The sequence below is a fragment of the Legionella qingyii genome (genome assembly GCF_003990155.1).
GTDB lineage: Bacteria > Pseudomonadota > Gammaproteobacteria > Legionellales > Legionellaceae > Legionella > Legionella qingyii.
This window is the reverse complement of the sequence record NZ_RZGX01000010.1, coordinates 108,161-124,923: the sequence shown is the minus strand read 5'-3', so window position 1 is coordinate 124,923 and position 16,763 is coordinate 108,161. Positions and strand designations below refer to the sequence as shown.

Here is a 16,763-nt window from a genome sequence, read left to right as displayed (position 1 = left end):
AAATTTAAGGGTCAGGTAGATTAATAAATGCGCACAAGAAAAGATATTGTCATCATTGGTGCAGGCCCTACAGGGTTAGGCCTGGCAGCTTCCCTTGCCAATACTAATTTAAAAATAGTTATACTGGATAAATTACCAGTTCGGGCTTTGCAATATCCCGATTACGATGGTCGAGAAATTGCCCTCAACACTCCGACTATCAACTGTCTAAAGAGGCTCAATGCTTGGGACAAGATTAATCCGGAATTTATTTTTCCAATTAAACAAGCAAAAGTGCTCAGTGGTGGCTCATCGTATGCATTAGACTTTAACGATAAAGGCGCCCTTTTAGGATATTTAGTCTCAAATCATTTAATTAAAAAAGCATTGTATGAGGTTGTTTGCTCTTATTCTAATATAGAAGTGATAACTGATACTACAGTGGAAGATATTCAAGAAGGTCACCGTACACGTACAGTCTATCTATCTAATCAATCAGTTATTGAAGCATCACTTGTTGTAGCTGCTGATAATCGTTTCTCCGAGTCTCGTCGAAAGCTAGGGATTCCTTCTGATGCCCATGATTTCTCGAAAGTAATGATTTTATGCAAAATAGAACATGAAAGACCCCACCATCATTGTGCTTTTGAATACTTTGACACAGACAAAGTAGTTGCGTTTTTACCTATGTCTAGCCATGCATCCTCACTGGTGATGACGGTTTCTCCCGATAAGGTTGGCTATATAAAAAGTCTAAATGATCAACAACTTATTTCAAATTTAGCGAATCAGTTTGAAAAACAGTTTGGAACGATCCAAACAGTAGGTCAGCGATTTTTTTATCCATTAGTCGGTGTTTATTCTCAACGATTTGTTGATGAACGGTTTGCTTTAATAGGAGATGCAGCCGTAGGTATGCATCCTGTGACAGCCCATGGCTTTAATCTGGGATTGAAGGGGTCTGAATCATTGGCAAATGCAATTCGATGGGCACTTGCACAAAATAAAGATATTGGTTCGATAGAAATTTTAGAGCGTTACCAATCTGAGCATAGGCACGCTACAAAGCTAATGTATCATGGTACTAATTTGATAGTCAGTTTATTCACAACAAATACAGTTTTTGCTCAGCTACTTAGCCAGTGTACCTTGCGACTCGCCAATCACGATTTATTACCTTTTAAACGTATCATTATGGATTATTTGTCAGGCAGAACTAGCCCCATCACTTCGCTTATTGAAAAGGTTCGATTATGTTTTTAAATGATGTTTCTGAACAATTAATATTAAACTATGAGGGGCAGTTTCCACGGTATACTAGCTACCCAACCGCTCCTCACTTTTCTACTGAGATTAATGCGACAACTTATTCGCAATGGCTTCATGCTATCCCAGCCCAGGACACTTTGTCTTTATATATTCATATTCCATTCTGTCAGCAATTGTGCTGGTATTGCGGATGCTATACTAAAATCAGCAACAAAGAATCCGCTGTTGAAGAGTATGTTAAGGTATTAATACAAGAAATAAACTTAGTTACCAGACTACTGCCCCCCCAATGCTTGAACGTGACTCATATTCATTTTGGTGGGGGCTCACCAACCTTATTATCTCCTCAATTATTTTTGAAGTTGATGAGAAGTATTCGAGAGGCATTTCATGTAGCACCTCATGCAGAAATAGCCATAGAAGTCGACCCTCGTACTATCAATGAAGAAAAAATAAGCGCCTATGCTAGTGCCCTTGTGAATCGAATAAGCATTGGCGCACAAGATTTTAACCCCGACGTTCAACAGGCGATCAATAGAGAGCAACCAATCGAATTGGTTCAATCATGCATCAATCTTTTTAGACAGTATAGCATTAACAACATAAACCTTGATTTGATGTATGGATTACCCAAACAAACAATAGAAAGTATTGAAAATAATATAGAAGCAGTTTCTTTATTAAATCCAAGTAGGATTGCCTTTTTTGCCTACGCTCATGTCCGTTGGATGAAAAAGCACATGCAACTAATCCAGGAAGAGGATCTCCCAAATGATGCCAGTCGAATAGAAATGTTTTGCCTGGCTTCTGAACAACTTAAACAAAAAGGCTATTTACCTATTGGCTTAGATCATTTTGCTAAACCAACAGACCCCATGGCACTTGCGTTAAATACAAAAACACTAAAAAGAAATTTTCAAGGATACAGTGTTGAGAGTGCATCTCATCTTATTGGGTTAGGAGCTTCATCGATCAGTCAATTAACTCATGGATATGCGCAAAATACATCCGACCTAAAGCAGTATAAAAACACCGTCATAAATCATCTATTACCCATTGTGCGCGGTATGGAGATCTGCACTGAAGATCAACTAAGGAAAGCGATTATTGATGATATTATGTGTTATCTTGAAGTGGATCTCAAAAAACATTGTGCTGTGTTTAATTATCCTCTTGATTATTTTGATAGTGAACTTCGCTCGCTAGACAACTTAGTTAAAGATGGTCTGGTCGCAATTAACGACTACATAATTCAAATTCACCCCAAAGCAAGACAAATAACCCGAGTTGTAAGTAGCTATTTTGATCGCTTTTTTAAAACCAATACACAAAGACACTCAAGAATCACTTGAAATTAGTAAAATTCAAAAAAGACCGAAGAATGCTTTTCAAACAAGACTTACGCCCCTCCCAAGGCAGACATCTACATTACAGAAGCACCATAATGAAATTTAAATTTATTTTCTTTAAAAATCTTAATGCAGGTTTTACAAACTTCAGGGTCATATAGCTCCCCGCTGTTTTTACATAATTCATCAAGAGCCACATCAATTCCACGAGCAGGCCTATAGGGGCGATGGGAAGACATCGCTTCAACTAAATCTGCAACTGCAAGTATTTTTGCTTCGAGACGGATATCATTACCTTTTAAATGGTTGGGGTAGCCAGAACCATCCAATCGTTCGTGATGCTGATAAATAATCTGAGCTACATCAGGAAGTAAGTTCATATTCTTTACTATTTCGTACCCACTTTGTACGTGCGTCTTTATCAGCTGCAATTCCAAATCGGCTAGCTTTCCCGGTTTACTTAATAACTCAGTAGGTACATTAATTTTTCCTATATCATGGATTATGGCAGCCATTTTTAATTGTTCAATAAGATTTGGATCCACTCCCATTTCTGTAGCAATAGCTACAGCAAGCTGAGCTACCCGCTCTTGATGGCCTGCCGTATACGGGTCTCGTAATTCGACTATTTTTGCCATAGTAACAATTGTATCATCAAGAGATTTTTTAAGATTAGTATAGGCATTTTTTAATTGTTGCTCGGCCAATTTCCGTTCAGTAATATCCAAAACCGATCCAATTACTGCAGGTTTATTTTCTAAAATAGTTTCGGAGCTATAAACTTCCAGGTTGATCTGTTCCCCATTTTTTTTCACGCCCAAAAATTCAAAGTGAAGGGGAATATCTATTTCTTGAGATCTTTTTAACACGGTATCATTCATTCTATAAATCTCATCAGGATGGGCCAAGTTTCTTATATTCATGCCAATCATCTCACCACTAGTATAACCAAATACACTTGCTAAAGCTGAGTTCACATAAGTAAATAGTTCATCCTGGACAATAAAAACGCCAATCAAAGAGTGGCTGCTCAATATGCGAAAACGAGATTCGCTTTCAAGTAATTTTTCTTCGGCTTTTTTTCGAGAAAATGCATTGGAATATAAATGAGAAACCATTTGAAATTTATTAAATTCATCAACCGTCCATATTCGTTCATTACGTATCATATTAAAAGAAATGATACCCATAATATTCTTTTGCTCACCCTTAAGTTGAAAATTAATTACACTCTTGACTCCAAAATAATTAAAGCTCGCTCTATCTAGCTTTGCCTCGGGTGGCAAATCATTTTTTATTGATGATAAAACAAGAGACTCTTCTGATTTAAGTTGTTGTTCGCACCAGGGGAAATAATCTTTAGCATAGGCTTTCTGGGGAATTTCAGGGCCAACTTGCCGGCGATGATAACTATTTAATAAATAATTCGATTTATCAAAGGGTTCCCAGATGACAACGGCATCAATATCGAGCATTTCACAGATTCGCTGCATTCCATCCGCCATTTCTTGATTCAACTGCCCTAATTTTGCATTCAAAAGTCGGTTGGATACATCAGTTAATAATTTGTGAAAAAGAATATTTTTTTCTTGTTCTTCGAGTGCGTGCCTCTGTTCTGTGATATCTAAAATACTTCCAATGATTGCAGGCTGGTGATTTAAGATAATCCTGGTGCTGTAAATCGCGACATGTCTTGTCGCATTATCTGTTGCTAAGATTTTAGCTTGGTATTGCGTCGAAATTAAATTCCCAGATATTTTTTCCAATATTTGCTTCGTCACAAAATCTCTGCTATCAGGATGAAAATGAAGTATTGGGTCGGTTCCAATTAATTCATCTGGAGTACACTTAATGATTTTGGCAAAAGCAGAATTTACATAAGTATAAACATTATTGTTAATAATATAGATTCCAATGAGCGATTGTTCACTTAAGGCTCGGAAGCGTGCTTCACTATCATACAATAAAGCTTCTGTGTGTTTTCGCTCGGTGATATCACGTACTATTGCGAGTAATAAAACTTTATTCCCGAGCGTTAATTTATTTAAACTGACATCGGCCATAAATTTCGAGCCATTTTCACGTTGATGTTCCCATTCAAAAGATTGAGGACCTACAGATAGAGCATGTTCGATTTTTTTAAAAACTTTTTCCTTTGAAAGCTCACCGTCAGGTTGATAATTTGGAGAATAATCGGCTGGAGTGGAACCTATAAGTTTATCATGAGTGGTTTCGAATAATTCTTCAGCTCGTTTGTTGCAGTCAACAAAACAATTTCCATCCAGTACAAAAATCGCATCATATGCTGTTTCAAATAAGGTATAATATTTAGCTGATAAATCATTTATATCTTCCATGAATTTAAACTCGTTTGAGAAATTTTCATATTAGGATGAATAGAATTATGGACTATAAACCGCAAAAAGTGCAAAGTGTGACTTTATCAAGCAAATTGATGCTTTTCTGGAGCATCATAGCCAAACTCTCTTGTTGGGTTTGAATTAACCTTGCAAAATAAAACTTCCTTGACTATATGAAAAAATACTCTTACAACTTGAAAGATATTCCCATTCTCGCCTCAAGGTTTATGGCTAGCTTAATTGATATAAGGAAGTACTTAATTATAGGTTTTTTGTTCTTAGGTTCGCCACTACATGCCTCTTTTATTGAACAAACAATTGGAACTGCTGTAGTAAAAGATGCCACAGCCGTTTACTTCAACCCGGCGGCATTAACTATTTCACCTCATCAACAACTTATCCTTCTAGGCACCTTGGCAAGAGCGCAATTTGAGTTCAGCGGGATTGCGCAAAAAATACCTTTTGGGGGGACTGAATCGGGATCAACTACTTCTAAATCCAATTTTTTCTTGCCTTCTATGTATCTTAGCATCCCTATAAATGAACGATTTGTAGCGGGTTTTGCATTCGTTGCGAATGATTTTAATCGCGAATTGGATAACCAACCGATTCTTCGCTATATTCTTGCACGCAATCAAACGCATAATATTGATTTTATTCCCGCTCTTGGCATTAAAATTAATCAATATCTTTCCATAGGGGCAAACATTAATTTTTCCTATGCTCATCTCATCCAAGAACCTATTGCTGCCGGCATAGCTCGTTTGAATATTCCCGAGAGTAGAAGCTTGAATGACAGTCAAGCAAACAGTTTAGGTGGTGATTTTGGGATACTAATTAAACCCAGTAAAAAAACAGCCTTGGGTTTTAATTATCGCAGTTCAATGACCTATAATTTACAGGGTAGTAGTACAATATCTGGTTTGCAGTACATTTCTTCGGATGATTACCATTTTAAATACTGGACACCAGCAAGAAGTGTTGCGACATTAAGCCATTTTATCAATGAAAAATTAGGCTTTTTAGGAACTGTTCAATACCTGCAATGGAATATTTTTAAAGAAGTTTCTGTCTATAACTTTGCAACTCAAGCGGCCTCCCAAGTCTTTATCATCCCTAAGGCTCGCATTAATTATCACTTTCACAACAGTTGGCTTCTAACCCTCGGGGCAAACTATAAAGTTTCGACAAAGTGGATAGTTCGCGTAGCAGGAACATATAATCAGTCGCCATCGAATGGGAGATTTCAAATTGGCCCTGGAGACAGTTTGGTTACTGGTTTTTCCATGGGATATCAAATGATGAATCATCTCACTGTTGATTTCGGTTATGGCCATGGTTTTTTTAAAAAGGAACATATTAATATCCAAACCTCCCAGAATATTACAACTGGCATTAATGAAGGCGTCCATGACGCCGTCTCACTCAAATTTACGCTCACTTCTTAATGGTAAACTTGAATAAGACAATATTTCATAGTCTCGAGACTGACGTTAGTTTTGAAGATAAGAAATAGATTTGAACAATAGATTACTTCGTTAATTAGTCCAAATTAAAGATCAGTAGTATAGCTATTCGTTATTGTTGATAATTCTGCAAATGCAGAAACAGTATAAGCTATTAACTTGGCGTTTTGAGAAGACTCATTATGCTTGGGAGTCACTTGATTACAAATATCGAAACCATGATCAGTTAATAATTTAACTAAACTATCAAGAGATTTTTCAGGAAGAGACTTGCTAAAAGCAACTTCAGCATGTTTTGAAAATTCTTGAGCTTTATGATATTCCTGTGGTCCGAACTTCCATTCCCCTCCCACGAAGCCTAGTCTCCGATGGACAAAATCGTTATGTTCACTGCTAAAAAAACTAATGGTTAATAGTCCTGGGATAGAGCTTTCCCGCAAGAGCCATACCTCCTTATCCAATTTATTGGGGGCTCCCTCTTTCTCGAGTATTGAATAAGCTTTTCCAGCATCAGTTATAGATGAAAAAATAACTACTTTATTTTCTAATTTGGACTCCAAGGTTACCTCCTGTATATGATATATAACAAATAACTTTAACGTAATTATTGTTTATGCGTAGCAACCGCTTTAAAGTTTACGGTTACCTCATCTTTTATTTCACTAGTACTCGACCAATCACCTTGTCCAATACCAAAATAAAGTCGTTTTAGGTTCGTATGCCCTTCAACAACCAGATGATCTTTAGGTGACTCTGTAGCAGTAAAAGTAAGTGTTACTGGCACCGATTTATTTTTTATGGTTAATATCCCAATAGCTTCATAATTTTTATCATCCTTTTTAGTGAATTTAGTCGACTTAAACTCAGCCCTAGGAAACTCTTTAGCATTAAACCAGTCTGAACTGAGTAATATTGACGAAATTTCCGCATATGAAGTTGTTAGTGAATTCATGTTCACAACTACATCCACACTGCTGTTTTGATAATTTTGGGGGTCTGCAACTATTTTTGCCGTAAACTCTTTAAATGAGCCAGTAACAGGTGCATTATTTTGTGTTGCAGTAAAACTTATACTGCTTTCATTGGGAACAAGTGTCCATTCAGGTAAAGCAGCCGAATTCGCATTGACACTACTCAAAAACAAAAGAAAGAAAAAATACTTAATCATTTTCATGGGAACATTCTCCGTAATATATCATCCTTATTGATAAAATGATGTTTTAGAGCAGCAGCTGCATGCATACAAATTGCCGCAATAAGAGCATAACCTAACCACTCATGAACCCATTCAAATAAGACACGTTTGCTTTCATCAGGCGCTATAAGATTAGGTAGGGTAAATAATCCAAAAAATGATGCAGGCAACCCTGCTGCTGAGGTAATTAACCACCCAGTAATTGGCATAGCAAACATAAATACATAAAATGCCCAGTGCATGCTGCGTGCAGCAATTTTTTCAAGCCAAGGTAAAGCCAGTTCAGGACTTTCATTCGCTAAGCGCCAAATGATTCTTAAAATAGCTAAAAACAGGACTAAAAAACCATACTCTTTATGCCAGCCATAAAATTTCAGTCTTTGGGCACTCCAGGGCATAGAAACCATATACAAACCTAGTGCCAATAGCCCTATTATTAATAAAGCAATTACCCAATGAAATACTATCGCAATGATGCCAAAATGAGTTGAGCTGTTTTTGATTTGCATGAAATATCCTATTTTTTACCCTGTGCCTGTTCTTTATCTTGATCTGGTTTTGTATTCTGATCTAGATAAGCCTCAGCTCCAATAGAAAGATTCACTTTATCGCTCACAGCGGGCAAGAATGCATTGATTCCGAAATCGGAACGATTTATAGAGCCTGTGGCTGTAAAACCAACAGACATCTTATTACTAATTGGATTCATCCCCTCTTTATTTAAGGTAACTTGTAACACCACTGGTTTGCTTACCCCACGTAAAGTTAAGGTGCCATCAACTGTTGCTTTATTATCACCTTGAGGCGTTACTTTATTACTAACAAAGGTTGCTGTAGGATAATGCTCAGCGTCAAAAAACAAATTACTTTTTAAATGTTTATCAAGCTCAGGAATACCCGTAATCATATCCTTAACATCAATTGTCACATTAATTTTACTTTGACTTGGATTGTCTTTATCAAGAACTAGCTGTCCCGTTGCATACCATTTGCCATATTGAGTTGTGAAACCCAAGTGTTCAGCACTCCATAAAATATAAGTATGATTTTTATCCAAAGTATACGTTTCAGAGGCAGCAAATATTGGAGTAGAAAAAGTAATTGCGATAAGCAATGATGAGAGCGAGCTTCCTAGGGTTTGCTTCATAATTAATTTCCTTATTTTAATATCAGTTTAAATCAATTATATATTAAATTTTTACTCGGGTTTGAGATTACCCCCAACAATTCGTTCACAGAGTCCTTTAGGTAACAAAATAAAGGCATCTTTCTGCTTGTCTTTAGTAGCAGAAGAAGCACATGAAGCAGTTGCCGTAGCACAGTCATTCATCCCTTTTTTAGCAATTCCATAGCATTTTTCAGTTGCAGCAATAGTGTCATTGTTATCTGCTGCTGAACTTCCAGTTGCAACAAGAACAAAAAAAGCAGTCATTACTGATTGCATCAACTTATCTCGTGTAAACATGGTTTTCCCTTCCATTAAATGAATTCTTCATTAAAATACAATAGTGATATTGAAACGACAAGTATAAGATTAAAAAACGATATCCAACTCAAGAAGCTAATAATCAATCAAGAAAGGAACCAATCATATTAAGTTCACCGCCAAAAGGCACTCTTGCTAAAAGAGGAGAATTAAGTTTTTGGTTTAATGTATCAATATTAGCAGATAAGGCCTGCATAGCTGGATCAATGCAGTTGGCAATCCACCCCATACATTGAATATTATTTGTGCGTAAAACCATTTCTGTTAACAAAGCATGATTAATGCAACCCAATTTCATGCCAACTACTAAAATAACAGGTATTTTTGTAATCCGCAAAAAATCAATCCAAGTTTCATGATCATTTAATGGAACCATTAATCCACCAGCACCTTCAATGAATAACGTTTCGATACCATCCAGTTGCAAATTAAGACAATAATCCGCAATTTCATCAATGGACAAGTAACCTCCCTCACAATATGCAGCAATATGAGGCGATACAGGCATCTTAAATCGCCAAGGATTGATTACATCCAAATTGATACTATTTTTTTGTATATATTGTGCATCACTACTAACCAGTTTACCTTCTATTTCCATGCATCCACTTGCTACAGGTTTAATTGCAGCTGAAGCCGAAAAATGATTTGCCAAACGTGCTGTAACATAGGTTTTACCACAATCCGTGTCAGTACCAGTGATAAAAAAATGCTTCATTTAATAAATCCTCGTACTTCGTCAATAAATAAGTCTGCATGTGATAAAAATGGCATGTGGGCAGCTCGCTTATATAACACATAATGAGCTTCAGGATAGGCCAATTGCATGGAGTTCATTGCTTTAATTGGCACAATCGGATCAAGTCGACCAAATATAAAGCAGGTTGGCTTGTTAAACTGCTTTAATTGTTCACGCAAATCCCAAGTTTCTAAAATCTTAAGACCAGATTCCAAGCCTTCTGCAGATGGCAATTTATGAGGCAGATGATGTAACTCTTCATTAGATTTTATTCCATTGAGCTCTAAAAATTCTTTTAATGTAGCATGTGGATCTTTTGATAATTTCTTATAAAATTTTTTAAAAACTTCATCAGAAACACCTGGCCACAGATCGGTATATAAAAATCGAGGGGATGAAGTCACATTAATAAGATAACCTACCCTATCAGGTTCTTCTACTGCAAAACGCATTGCATATAATCCCCCCATAGACCAACCTATTAATGCAAATTTTTCGGGTAACTGGTTGACCAAGAGAGTTTTAAATTTATCCCAATCCATGATTGGGCTATGACCAAATCCTGGCAAATCAACGAATATCAGTTGATAATCCATGAGGAGCTTAGGTATTAATGGTGACCAGACCTGGCTGTCGAATCCCCATCCATGAAAAAAAATAAGAGGATATCCTTCTCCGTAACTATGGATGCTTATGTTCATACATTACACTTATCTGATTAAATAACTCACGAATCTGTTCGGGAGTATGATTGTAATTCAAAATGATACGTAATCCAGAGGCTTTGACACTCACAGTGGGTTTTCTTATAGCACAGCAGCTTATCCCCTTTTTCTTCAACTCGCGAGCATAATGCAAAGCTAAATGTGGACATCCTAATTGGAGTTGTTGAATTGGACTCATAGAATCAGCCCAGTTTAAAGGCGATTGTTTCACGTATGATCTAAATAAAGATATTAGTTGTGCTAGTTTAGAGCGCCTATCTTCGGCATTGACTACAAATTCCAATGTATTCAATAAGCCATAACTTAAAGCAGGGCTAACTGCTGTTGAATAAATAATGGAGCGTCCTGCTTGTAACAAAGCATAGATCCAGTCTGCTTTGCCTGCAACAAGGGCGCCTTGTGCCGCATAAGCTTTTCCTAAAGGAATTATTCGTAATGGAACTTCATTTTGAGTTAGCCCATGATAGGCCGTTGCCCCCCTTCCCTGATTGCCAAGAACACCAAAAGAATGCGCCTCATCAACCAAAAGTGCACCATCATTCGCATTGCAAAGAGAAGATAGTTTTGCCAATGGAGACAATTGGCCACTCATGCTAAAAATACCTTCAGTGATTAAAGCTGAATTCTTAAAATCCAAGGTAAATTTACGACTTAAATCATCTAAATTATTATGCAAATAACGCGTATAGTTTACCTGCGATAAAACTAAGCCATCATAAATTGAGGCATGAATTTCTTTATCAATAAAACAATGAACTTTTAACCTTCCAAGTAATGCTGTAACGGCAAGATTTGCCGCATATCCCGAAGAAAATAAAATACAATCGTCTACGGCCAATAAATTGGAGAATGCCTCTTCAACAGCTCGGTGATTGGGGTGATATCCACTCAGCAACATCGAAGCCCCACTACCACTAGGGTACAGAGCATATCCTCGTTGGTATCCTTCAGAAATACGTTTATCTCTTGCTAGTGATAAATAATCATTGCTATCAAAATGAATTAACGAGGAATCCTCAGCTGACACGAACCTAGTTCTTAATAAACCTTCATCTGCCAGCTGGTTAGTATAATTCCTAATCTTATGAGTTAGAGGCATTTAAACCATCTCAGTTAGACCAAGCTTATTAAAAAGAACCTTATCTTTAGCACGCTGTGGATTTTCTTCAGTTAATAACTTATCACCAAGAAATACTGAATTCGCACCTGCAAAGAAACAAAGGGCCTGTAATTCATCACTCATTTCCGTCCTTCCAGCTGTTAGTCGAATGACGCTTTGCGGCATTAGGATTCTGGCGGTAGCAATTGTACGAACTAACTCGATCCCTTCTACTGGTTGCGCTTTTGCAAGAGGTGTTCCCTCTACAGGTATTAAACGATTAATTGGAACGCTTTCAGGAGGTGTTTCCATATTTGCTAAAGTTAATAAAAATTCAATTCGGTCTTCACGTGTTTCACCCAAGCCCAAAATACCGCCGCAACAGACATTAATTCCAGCTGATCGAACATTATTTAATGTATCTAAACGATCACTAAATTTACGTGTTGTAACTACTTTTTCATAATAAGAAGGTGAAGTGTCAATATTGTGATTATAATAATCCAAACCAGCTTCCTTTAAACTGGCAGCCTGTTCTTGATTCAACATGCCCAAAGTCATACAGGTTTCTAGACCTAATGACTTAACTCCCTTAATCATTTCTTGTAACTCACTCATGGCCTTATCAGGTGGACATCGCCAGGCTGCCCCCATACAAAAACGTTTGGCGCCACCTTCTTTTGCTTCCTGAGCGGCTTTTAAAACATCAGCAACCGACATTAACTTTTCTTTTTCAACATGAGTTTTATGATGTCCACTTTGAGAACAATAACCACAGTCCTCAGGACAAGCCCCTGTTTTAATACTTAATAATGTAGCAAATTGTAACGAATTAGGTTGATGATATTCTCTATGTACCACATGCGCTTGATGTAAAAGATCATTAAATGGTTGTTCATAAAGAGCTTTAATTTCAGAAACAGACCAGTGCTTCTTATCTTGAGTCACAACAGGTTTCCTCCTAATCAAGGATGTTAAACGAAGCGAAAGTCTAACTTCCCTACATTTTGTATTGTTTTCATTTTATTTAAGTAACGGACATGATAAAGTTCCGCCTCATCTTGTCAACCAAAATTTTTAAAATGGTCAACATAAATCGATTAATCAGTAGAGATTTAAAGCATTTTTGGCACCCTTGCACGCAAATGAAAGATTTTGAATCATGCCCTCCGTTGGTTATTGAAAAAGCTCATGGTAGTTACCTCTATACCAATAAAGGTCCACTGATTGATGCCATCTCCAGTTGGTGGTGTAAATCTTTAGGTCACGGCCATCCTGCTATTATTGGTGCAATAAAAGATCAAATGAATCGCTTTGAACATGTCATTACAGCAAATACCACAAATCCACAACTTGTAGAGTTAGCTGAAGAGTTAGCTCAAATTACTAAAAAGCAACATGTATTCTTCGCCAGTGATGGCTCCAGCGCTGTTGAAATTGCGATGAAACTAGCAATCCATGCCAATCAAATCAAAGGCTATACAGATAGAAATCAGTTTATTGCACTTAAGAACGGATATCATGGGGAAACACTAGGTACAATGAGCATCAGTGATTTAGGTCTTTATAAAGAACCCTATAAATCATTTTCTCTTAGCTGTCATTATATTGAGGATATTCCTTATATTTCTGGCAAAGAGGATTCTTTATGGAGTAATTGCGATACATATTGGTCAATTTTAGAAAATAAATTAGAGGCGATTAGTAATAAAGTCTGTGCCATAGTAGTAGAACCCCTAGTTCAAGGTGCAGGTGGGATGTTATGTTACAGTCCCGATTTCCTTAAAAGACTATCGTCCTGGGCTAAAAGCAAAAATATTTATCTTATTACCGATGAAATAATGACTGGCATGGGGCGAACAGGTAAATGGTTAGCTTCACACCATGCTGATGTTGAATCGGATCTCATTTGTTTATCCAAGGGATTAACTTCAGGGTCTATTCCTCTAAGCTGCGTGATGATCGACAGCTCCATCTTTGATCTTTTTTATGCAGATTATGAAAGTGGAAAGTCCTTCTTACATTCACATACATATAGTGGAAATGCCCTCGCAGTCAGCGCCGCATTGGCAACCATTCGTGTCATGCGTGAAGAAAAAATAATCGAGCACGCTCAAAATCTGGGTAAATATATGTTTACGGCCTTAACAGAAGTAGCCAAACTCTCTGGTAAATTAAGTAATGTCCGAGGAATTGGAGCCGTCGTCGCAGCAGATCTCGAGGGTACTGAACATCACCGAATAGGTAATAAGGTTTATCAGCAAGCACTAAACCATGGCGCCTTAATAAGACCTATAGGTAAAACCCTTTACTGGCTTCCTCCATTAAATACGAATCATGAAGTAATTGGGAAATTAGCGGAAATAACACTACACTCTATAAAGGGAGCCTATGTAACGCCGTAAATCATGCGAAAAATATTCAGAAACATGGTATTTATTGTCTACAAGAGATTGAGGTTATTCTGGATATTTTTCACCATTTTTTTACTTTTAACGTTTTCTTATATTTATTGGCATAACAGTGTTGCAAACTCTTTTAATTTTATTACAGATATAACCCATAAACGAGCTCAAGATATTGATGTTTTTATCAATGACGTTTTTAATGAACTATACAAAATACCTGCATATCAAAAGAATAATCTAAATTGCAAGGATGATTTCAATCCTTATTTACAACATATCGTAATCAATCATCCTCAAATCTCTGGATTAGCAATTCATGATCAAAAGCACCAGATTACATGCTCCACATTACCACAAAATCAAACATTTCATCTAAATCACGATATCAATCAGTCAATTATAGGACCGCTAAAAATACCTATGTTTGTTGATCCCATCTATGTAATTCAAAAAAAAATAGGTATCTTTAACATAGAAATGATTGTCTTGTCCCCAGTACTCCAAAATGAATTGAATAATCCAGAGAGCGGGATAAATACAACTACGTTATACGATGTGAATCAGAAAAAAGAAATTATTCAGATTAGAAAACCTGCAATTAATTCCTGGATAGATAAATTTCCCATTGCAGGAGAAAGAATATTTGCTAGTATCAAATTAAATAGCCTTGATGGTATTGTGCTTACTGTGGAAGGACCCGATCAAACTTCAATTAACAAGCTCTGGTATAATCAAATCCTGCTCATTCTTGATATTTTAGTATTTTCGATTTCTTTATATTTTTTGATTAAAAATAAATTTAATAAATATTATTCATTACACGGTGCGATAAAACAGGCTATTAAAAGTGAACAATTTTACCCTGTATATCAACCATTATTTAACACGCAATACAATACCTATACTGGAGCAGAAGTTTTATTAAGATGGCAAGATCATGGTAATCAAATAATAATGCCAGATCTGTTTATCGAGGAAGCTGAAGATACTGGCTTAATTGTCCCCATTACCCTGCAAATTATTGAAATAGCATTTAAAGAATCTAAAAATATCTTGGATACCCAACATAATTTTCATCTTGCATTTAATATTTGTGCCCTACATTTCACTGATAGTCAATTTTTTCCTCAATTTTATACGCTAATGCTCCAATATGCTATTTCACCTAAACAAATATTATTTGAAATAACAGAGCGTAATTTACTTGATATGAATAATGAAATATATTTCAACAGATTAAAAGAGCTCAGAGATATTGGGTATTCATTAGCTATAGACGATTATGGAACGGGACATTCGAGTATCAGTTATTTGCAACACTATCCTTTCAATTTCCTTAAAATCGACAAATTATTCATTCATGCTATTGGTACAAAAGCTGTTGCAGAAACATTAAATGATGCGATTATTCATTTAGCCAAAAAAATTAATTTAACGATTATTGCAGAAGGAGTAGAAACAGAAGAACAATTAAATTATTTATTACAAAACGGGGTTCGGCTTATGCAAGGCTGGTATTTTTCTAAAGCTTTACATGTAGAACAGTTAATCGAACTGCTTCAAGGAGAAAAAAAAAATGAATAAGTATATAAGATATTGTTTTTTTCTTGTTCTAGGTATCTCAGGTTCAAGTTTTGCTGAACTAATAAACACAGAAGGTAATTATTGGCAATGTTCAACTCACGATGAAACCCACACAAAATGGACTTCTCAAAGTACTTACCAAAAAATTTCTTTAAATCTTTCTTACTCAGAATGCAAAAAAAACAGCAACAAACCCGCTACGTGTAAAACATCTAATGCCAGTTGCGTCCGATTTATTCATGGCACTAATGTAACACCCATGTGGCAATGTACTGCTTTTGATAGAGAAGCCATGAGATGGAATAGTAATCACTATCCTAATCGTGATGATGCAGCATTAGCGGCCCAAGCATATTGCAAACATAAAAGTCCCGTACCTTCTACATGTTATATTAATGTAGTAACCTGTATTAATAAGAATGAGATTTAAACAATATGGTTTATTGTGTGGGATTAACAGGCGATATAGCGAGTGGGAAAACTACTGTTGCTGAACTTTTTTCAAAACTTGGTATTGATGTAATTTATGCCGACAAAATATCAAGAGAGCTGACCCAAAAGAATGAACTTGCTTATAGTAAAATTTTGGAACATTTTGGCCATAAGGTTCTAAAACAAGATAACGAGTTGGATCGTAGCAAACTAAGAGAAATAATATTTTCTAATCATAAAGAGAGAGACTGGCTTGAGGGACTCTTACATCCGCTTATCCGACAAGAAATAAAAAAAAGAGTTGATACCTGCACGACACCTTATTGTATGGTAGAAATCCCTTTACTGATTACGAAACAAGCATATCCTTATATCAATAGAATTTTGCTTGTCTGTGCACCAAAAGAAATACAAATAGCCCGATTAATGCAACGGGATCAATGCAGTAAAGAACAAGCCCAGGCAATTTTATCTGCTCAGCCGAATATTAATATTCGCTTAGGAAACGCAGATGATATAATAGATAACTACATGAATATTGACGAATTAACTAAATCAGTTAATGATTTACATGATAAATACCTCCGGAAGTCAAAAAATATCATGTGACCGATACTTATCCCTGTACCAGCAATAGAAAGCCCGAGCTTTGTCAATTTTTTTCAAATGAAG

The 16,763-nt window shown here is 36.3% G+C and carries 17 protein-coding genes; 7 read left to right on the top strand and 10 right to left on the bottom strand.

Annotation, left to right across the window (positions count from 1 at the left end; translation table 11 throughout):
* Positions 1–27: 27 nt before the first annotated feature.
* Both ubiM and hemN read left to right on the top strand, forming a co-directional pair.
* A complete protein-coding gene (gene ubiM / locus ELY20_RS09050; protein ID WP_110143777.1) occupies positions 28–1,242 on the top strand; it encodes a 5-demethoxyubiquinol-8 5-hydroxylase UbiM in 1,215 nt (404 codons plus the stop codon).
* Entirely contained in the window at positions 1,233–2,600 is a 1,368-nt protein-coding gene (gene hemN / locus ELY20_RS09045) for an oxygen-independent coproporphyrinogen III oxidase (RefSeq protein WP_110143778.1), read from the top strand. Before ubiM ends, hemN begins: the two co-directional genes overlap by 10 nt.
* A gap of 71 nt (positions 2,601–2,671) precedes the next feature.
* Here hemN and ELY20_RS09040 read toward each other — a convergent pair whose 3' ends face one another.
* Entirely contained in the window at positions 2,672–4,954 is a 2,283-nt protein-coding gene (locus ELY20_RS09040) for a PAS domain S-box protein (RefSeq protein ID WP_110143779.1), read from the bottom strand.
* Between the two features lie 230 nt (positions 4,955–5,184).
* On the opposite strand from ELY20_RS09040, the gene ELY20_RS09035 reads away from it, so the two are divergent.
* Positions 5,185–6,405: an OmpP1/FadL family transporter gene (locus ELY20_RS09035; RefSeq protein WP_110143780.1), complete on the top strand. Its 1,221-nt coding sequence runs from the start codon at positions 5,185–5,187 to the stop codon at positions 6,403–6,405.
* A 104-nt stretch (positions 6,406–6,509) separates the two neighbouring features.
* Here ELY20_RS09035 and ELY20_RS09030 read toward each other — a convergent pair whose 3' ends face one another.
* From ELY20_RS09030 to bioB, 9 genes are all read right to left on the bottom strand, one after another.
* Complete coding sequence (locus tag ELY20_RS09030; RefSeq protein ID WP_110143781.1) at positions 6,510–6,983, bottom strand: hypothetical protein; 474 nt, start codon at positions 6,981–6,983, stop codon at positions 6,510–6,512.
* Between the two features lie 44 nt (positions 6,984–7,027).
* Positions 7,028–7,597, bottom strand: coding sequence for a YceI family protein (locus ELY20_RS09025; protein WP_110143782.1), 570 nt, complete (start codon positions 7,595–7,597; stop codon positions 7,028–7,030).
* On the bottom strand, positions 7,594–8,127 hold the full coding sequence (locus tag ELY20_RS09020; RefSeq protein ID WP_110143783.1) for a cytochrome b: 534 nt from the start codon (positions 8,125–8,127) through the stop codon (positions 7,594–7,596). Before ELY20_RS09020 ends, ELY20_RS09025 begins: the two co-directional genes overlap by 4 nt.
* 8 nt (positions 8,128–8,135) lie before the next feature.
* Complete coding sequence (locus ELY20_RS09015) at positions 8,136–8,765, bottom strand: YceI family protein (RefSeq protein WP_110143784.1); 630 nt, start codon at positions 8,763–8,765, stop codon at positions 8,136–8,138.
* A 51-nt stretch (positions 8,766–8,816) separates the two neighbouring features.
* Positions 8,817–9,083: a BufA1 family periplasmic bufferin-type metallophore gene (locus ELY20_RS09010; RefSeq protein WP_110143799.1), complete on the bottom strand. Its 267-nt coding sequence runs from the start codon at positions 9,081–9,083 to the stop codon at positions 8,817–8,819.
* A 103-nt stretch (positions 9,084–9,186) separates the two neighbouring features.
* On the bottom strand, positions 9,187–9,822 hold the full coding sequence (gene bioD, locus ELY20_RS09005; protein ID WP_110143785.1) for a dethiobiotin synthase: 636 nt from the start codon (positions 9,820–9,822) through the stop codon (positions 9,187–9,189).
* Positions 9,819–10,544, bottom strand: coding sequence for an alpha/beta fold hydrolase (locus tag ELY20_RS09000; protein WP_110143786.1), 726 nt, complete (start codon positions 10,542–10,544; stop codon positions 9,819–9,821). The genes bioD and ELY20_RS09000 overlap by 4 nt, the downstream gene beginning before the upstream one ends.
* Positions 10,525–11,667 carry an aminotransferase class I/II-fold pyridoxal phosphate-dependent enzyme gene (locus tag ELY20_RS08995; protein ID WP_110143787.1) on the bottom strand — a complete coding sequence of 381 codons (1,143 nt, stop codon included), beginning with the start codon at positions 11,665–11,667 and terminating at the stop codon, positions 10,525–10,527. Before ELY20_RS08995 ends, ELY20_RS09000 begins: the two co-directional genes overlap by 20 nt.
* Positions 11,668–12,615 carry a biotin synthase BioB gene (gene bioB / locus ELY20_RS08990; protein WP_110143788.1) on the bottom strand — a complete coding sequence of 316 codons (948 nt, stop codon included), beginning with the start codon at positions 12,613–12,615 and terminating at the stop codon, positions 11,668–11,670.
* Between the two features lie 134 nt (positions 12,616–12,749).
* On the opposite strand from bioB, the gene bioA reads away from it, so the two are divergent.
* The 4 genes from bioA to coaE are packed head-to-tail and all read left to right on the top strand — an operon-like array spanning position 12,750 to position 16,700.
* Complete coding sequence (gene bioA / locus ELY20_RS08985) at positions 12,750–14,072, top strand: adenosylmethionine--8-amino-7-oxononanoate transaminase (protein WP_199742191.1); 1,323 nt, start codon at positions 12,750–12,752, stop codon at positions 14,070–14,072.
* A 3-nt stretch (positions 14,073–14,075) separates the two neighbouring features.
* Positions 14,076–15,659 (top strand): EAL domain-containing protein, encoded by a 1,584-nt coding sequence (locus tag ELY20_RS08980; protein WP_110143790.1) that lies wholly within the window; start codon positions 14,076–14,078, stop codon positions 15,657–15,659.
* The gene (locus ELY20_RS08975; protein ID WP_110143791.1) at positions 15,652–16,089 is read left to right on the top strand and encodes a hypothetical protein; all 438 of its coding nucleotides are present in this window, start codon (positions 15,652–15,654) and stop codon (positions 16,087–16,089) included. Before ELY20_RS08980 ends, ELY20_RS08975 begins: the two co-directional genes overlap by 8 nt.
* A gap of 5 nt (positions 16,090–16,094) precedes the next feature.
* Positions 16,095–16,700: a dephospho-CoA kinase gene (gene coaE / locus ELY20_RS08970; RefSeq protein ID WP_110143792.1), complete on the top strand. Its 606-nt coding sequence runs from the start codon at positions 16,095–16,097 to the stop codon at positions 16,698–16,700.
* Positions 16,701–16,763: the final 63 nt, after the last annotated feature.

What these genes read in the sequence shown, in the direction of transcription:
- ELY20_RS09000 (WP_110143786.1), bottom strand. Translation starts at nt 10,544, where the DNA reads ATGAACATAAGCATCCATAGTTACGGAGAAGGATATCCTCTTATTTTT.
- ELY20_RS09040 (WP_110143779.1), bottom strand. Translation starts at nt 4,954, where the DNA reads ATGGAAGATATAAATGATTTATCAGCTAAATATTATACCTTATTTGAA.
- ubiM (WP_110143777.1), top strand. Translation starts at nt 28, where the DNA reads ATGCGCACAAGAAAAGATATTGTCATCATTGGTGCAGGCCCTACAGGG.
- ELY20_RS09025 (WP_110143782.1), bottom strand. Translation starts at nt 7,597, where the DNA reads ATGAAAATGATTAAGTATTTTTTCTTTCTTTTGTTTTTGAGTAGTGTC.
- hemN (WP_110143778.1), top strand. Translation starts at nt 1,233, where the DNA reads ATGTTTTTAAATGATGTTTCTGAACAATTAATATTAAACTATGAGGGG.
- ELY20_RS09035 (WP_110143780.1), top strand. Translation starts at nt 5,185, where the DNA reads ATGGCTAGCTTAATTGATATAAGGAAGTACTTAATTATAGGTTTTTTG.
- bioA (WP_199742191.1), top strand. Translation starts at nt 12,750, where the DNA reads ATGGTCAACATAAATCGATTAATCAGTAGAGATTTAAAGCATTTTTGG.
- ELY20_RS09015 (WP_110143784.1), bottom strand. Translation starts at nt 8,765, where the DNA reads ATGAAGCAAACCCTAGGAAGCTCGCTCTCATCATTGCTTATCGCAATT.
- ELY20_RS08975 (WP_110143791.1), top strand. Translation starts at nt 15,652, where the DNA reads ATGAATAAGTATATAAGATATTGTTTTTTTCTTGTTCTAGGTATCTCA.
- ELY20_RS09010 (WP_110143799.1), bottom strand. Translation starts at nt 9,083, where the DNA reads ATGTTTACACGAGATAAGTTGATGCAATCAGTAATGACTGCTTTTTTT.
- coaE (WP_110143792.1), top strand. Translation starts at nt 16,095, where the DNA reads ATGGTTTATTGTGTGGGATTAACAGGCGATATAGCGAGTGGGAAAACT.
- bioD (WP_110143785.1), bottom strand. Translation starts at nt 9,822, where the DNA reads ATGAAGCATTTTTTTATCACTGGTACTGACACGGATTGTGGTAAAACC.
- ELY20_RS08995 (WP_110143787.1), bottom strand. Translation starts at nt 11,667, where the DNA reads ATGCCTCTAACTCATAAGATTAGGAATTATACTAACCAGCTGGCAGAT.
- ELY20_RS09020 (WP_110143783.1), bottom strand. Translation starts at nt 8,127, where the DNA reads ATGCAAATCAAAAACAGCTCAACTCATTTTGGCATCATTGCGATAGTA.
- ELY20_RS08980 (WP_110143790.1), top strand. Translation starts at nt 14,076, where the DNA reads ATGCGAAAAATATTCAGAAACATGGTATTTATTGTCTACAAGAGATTG.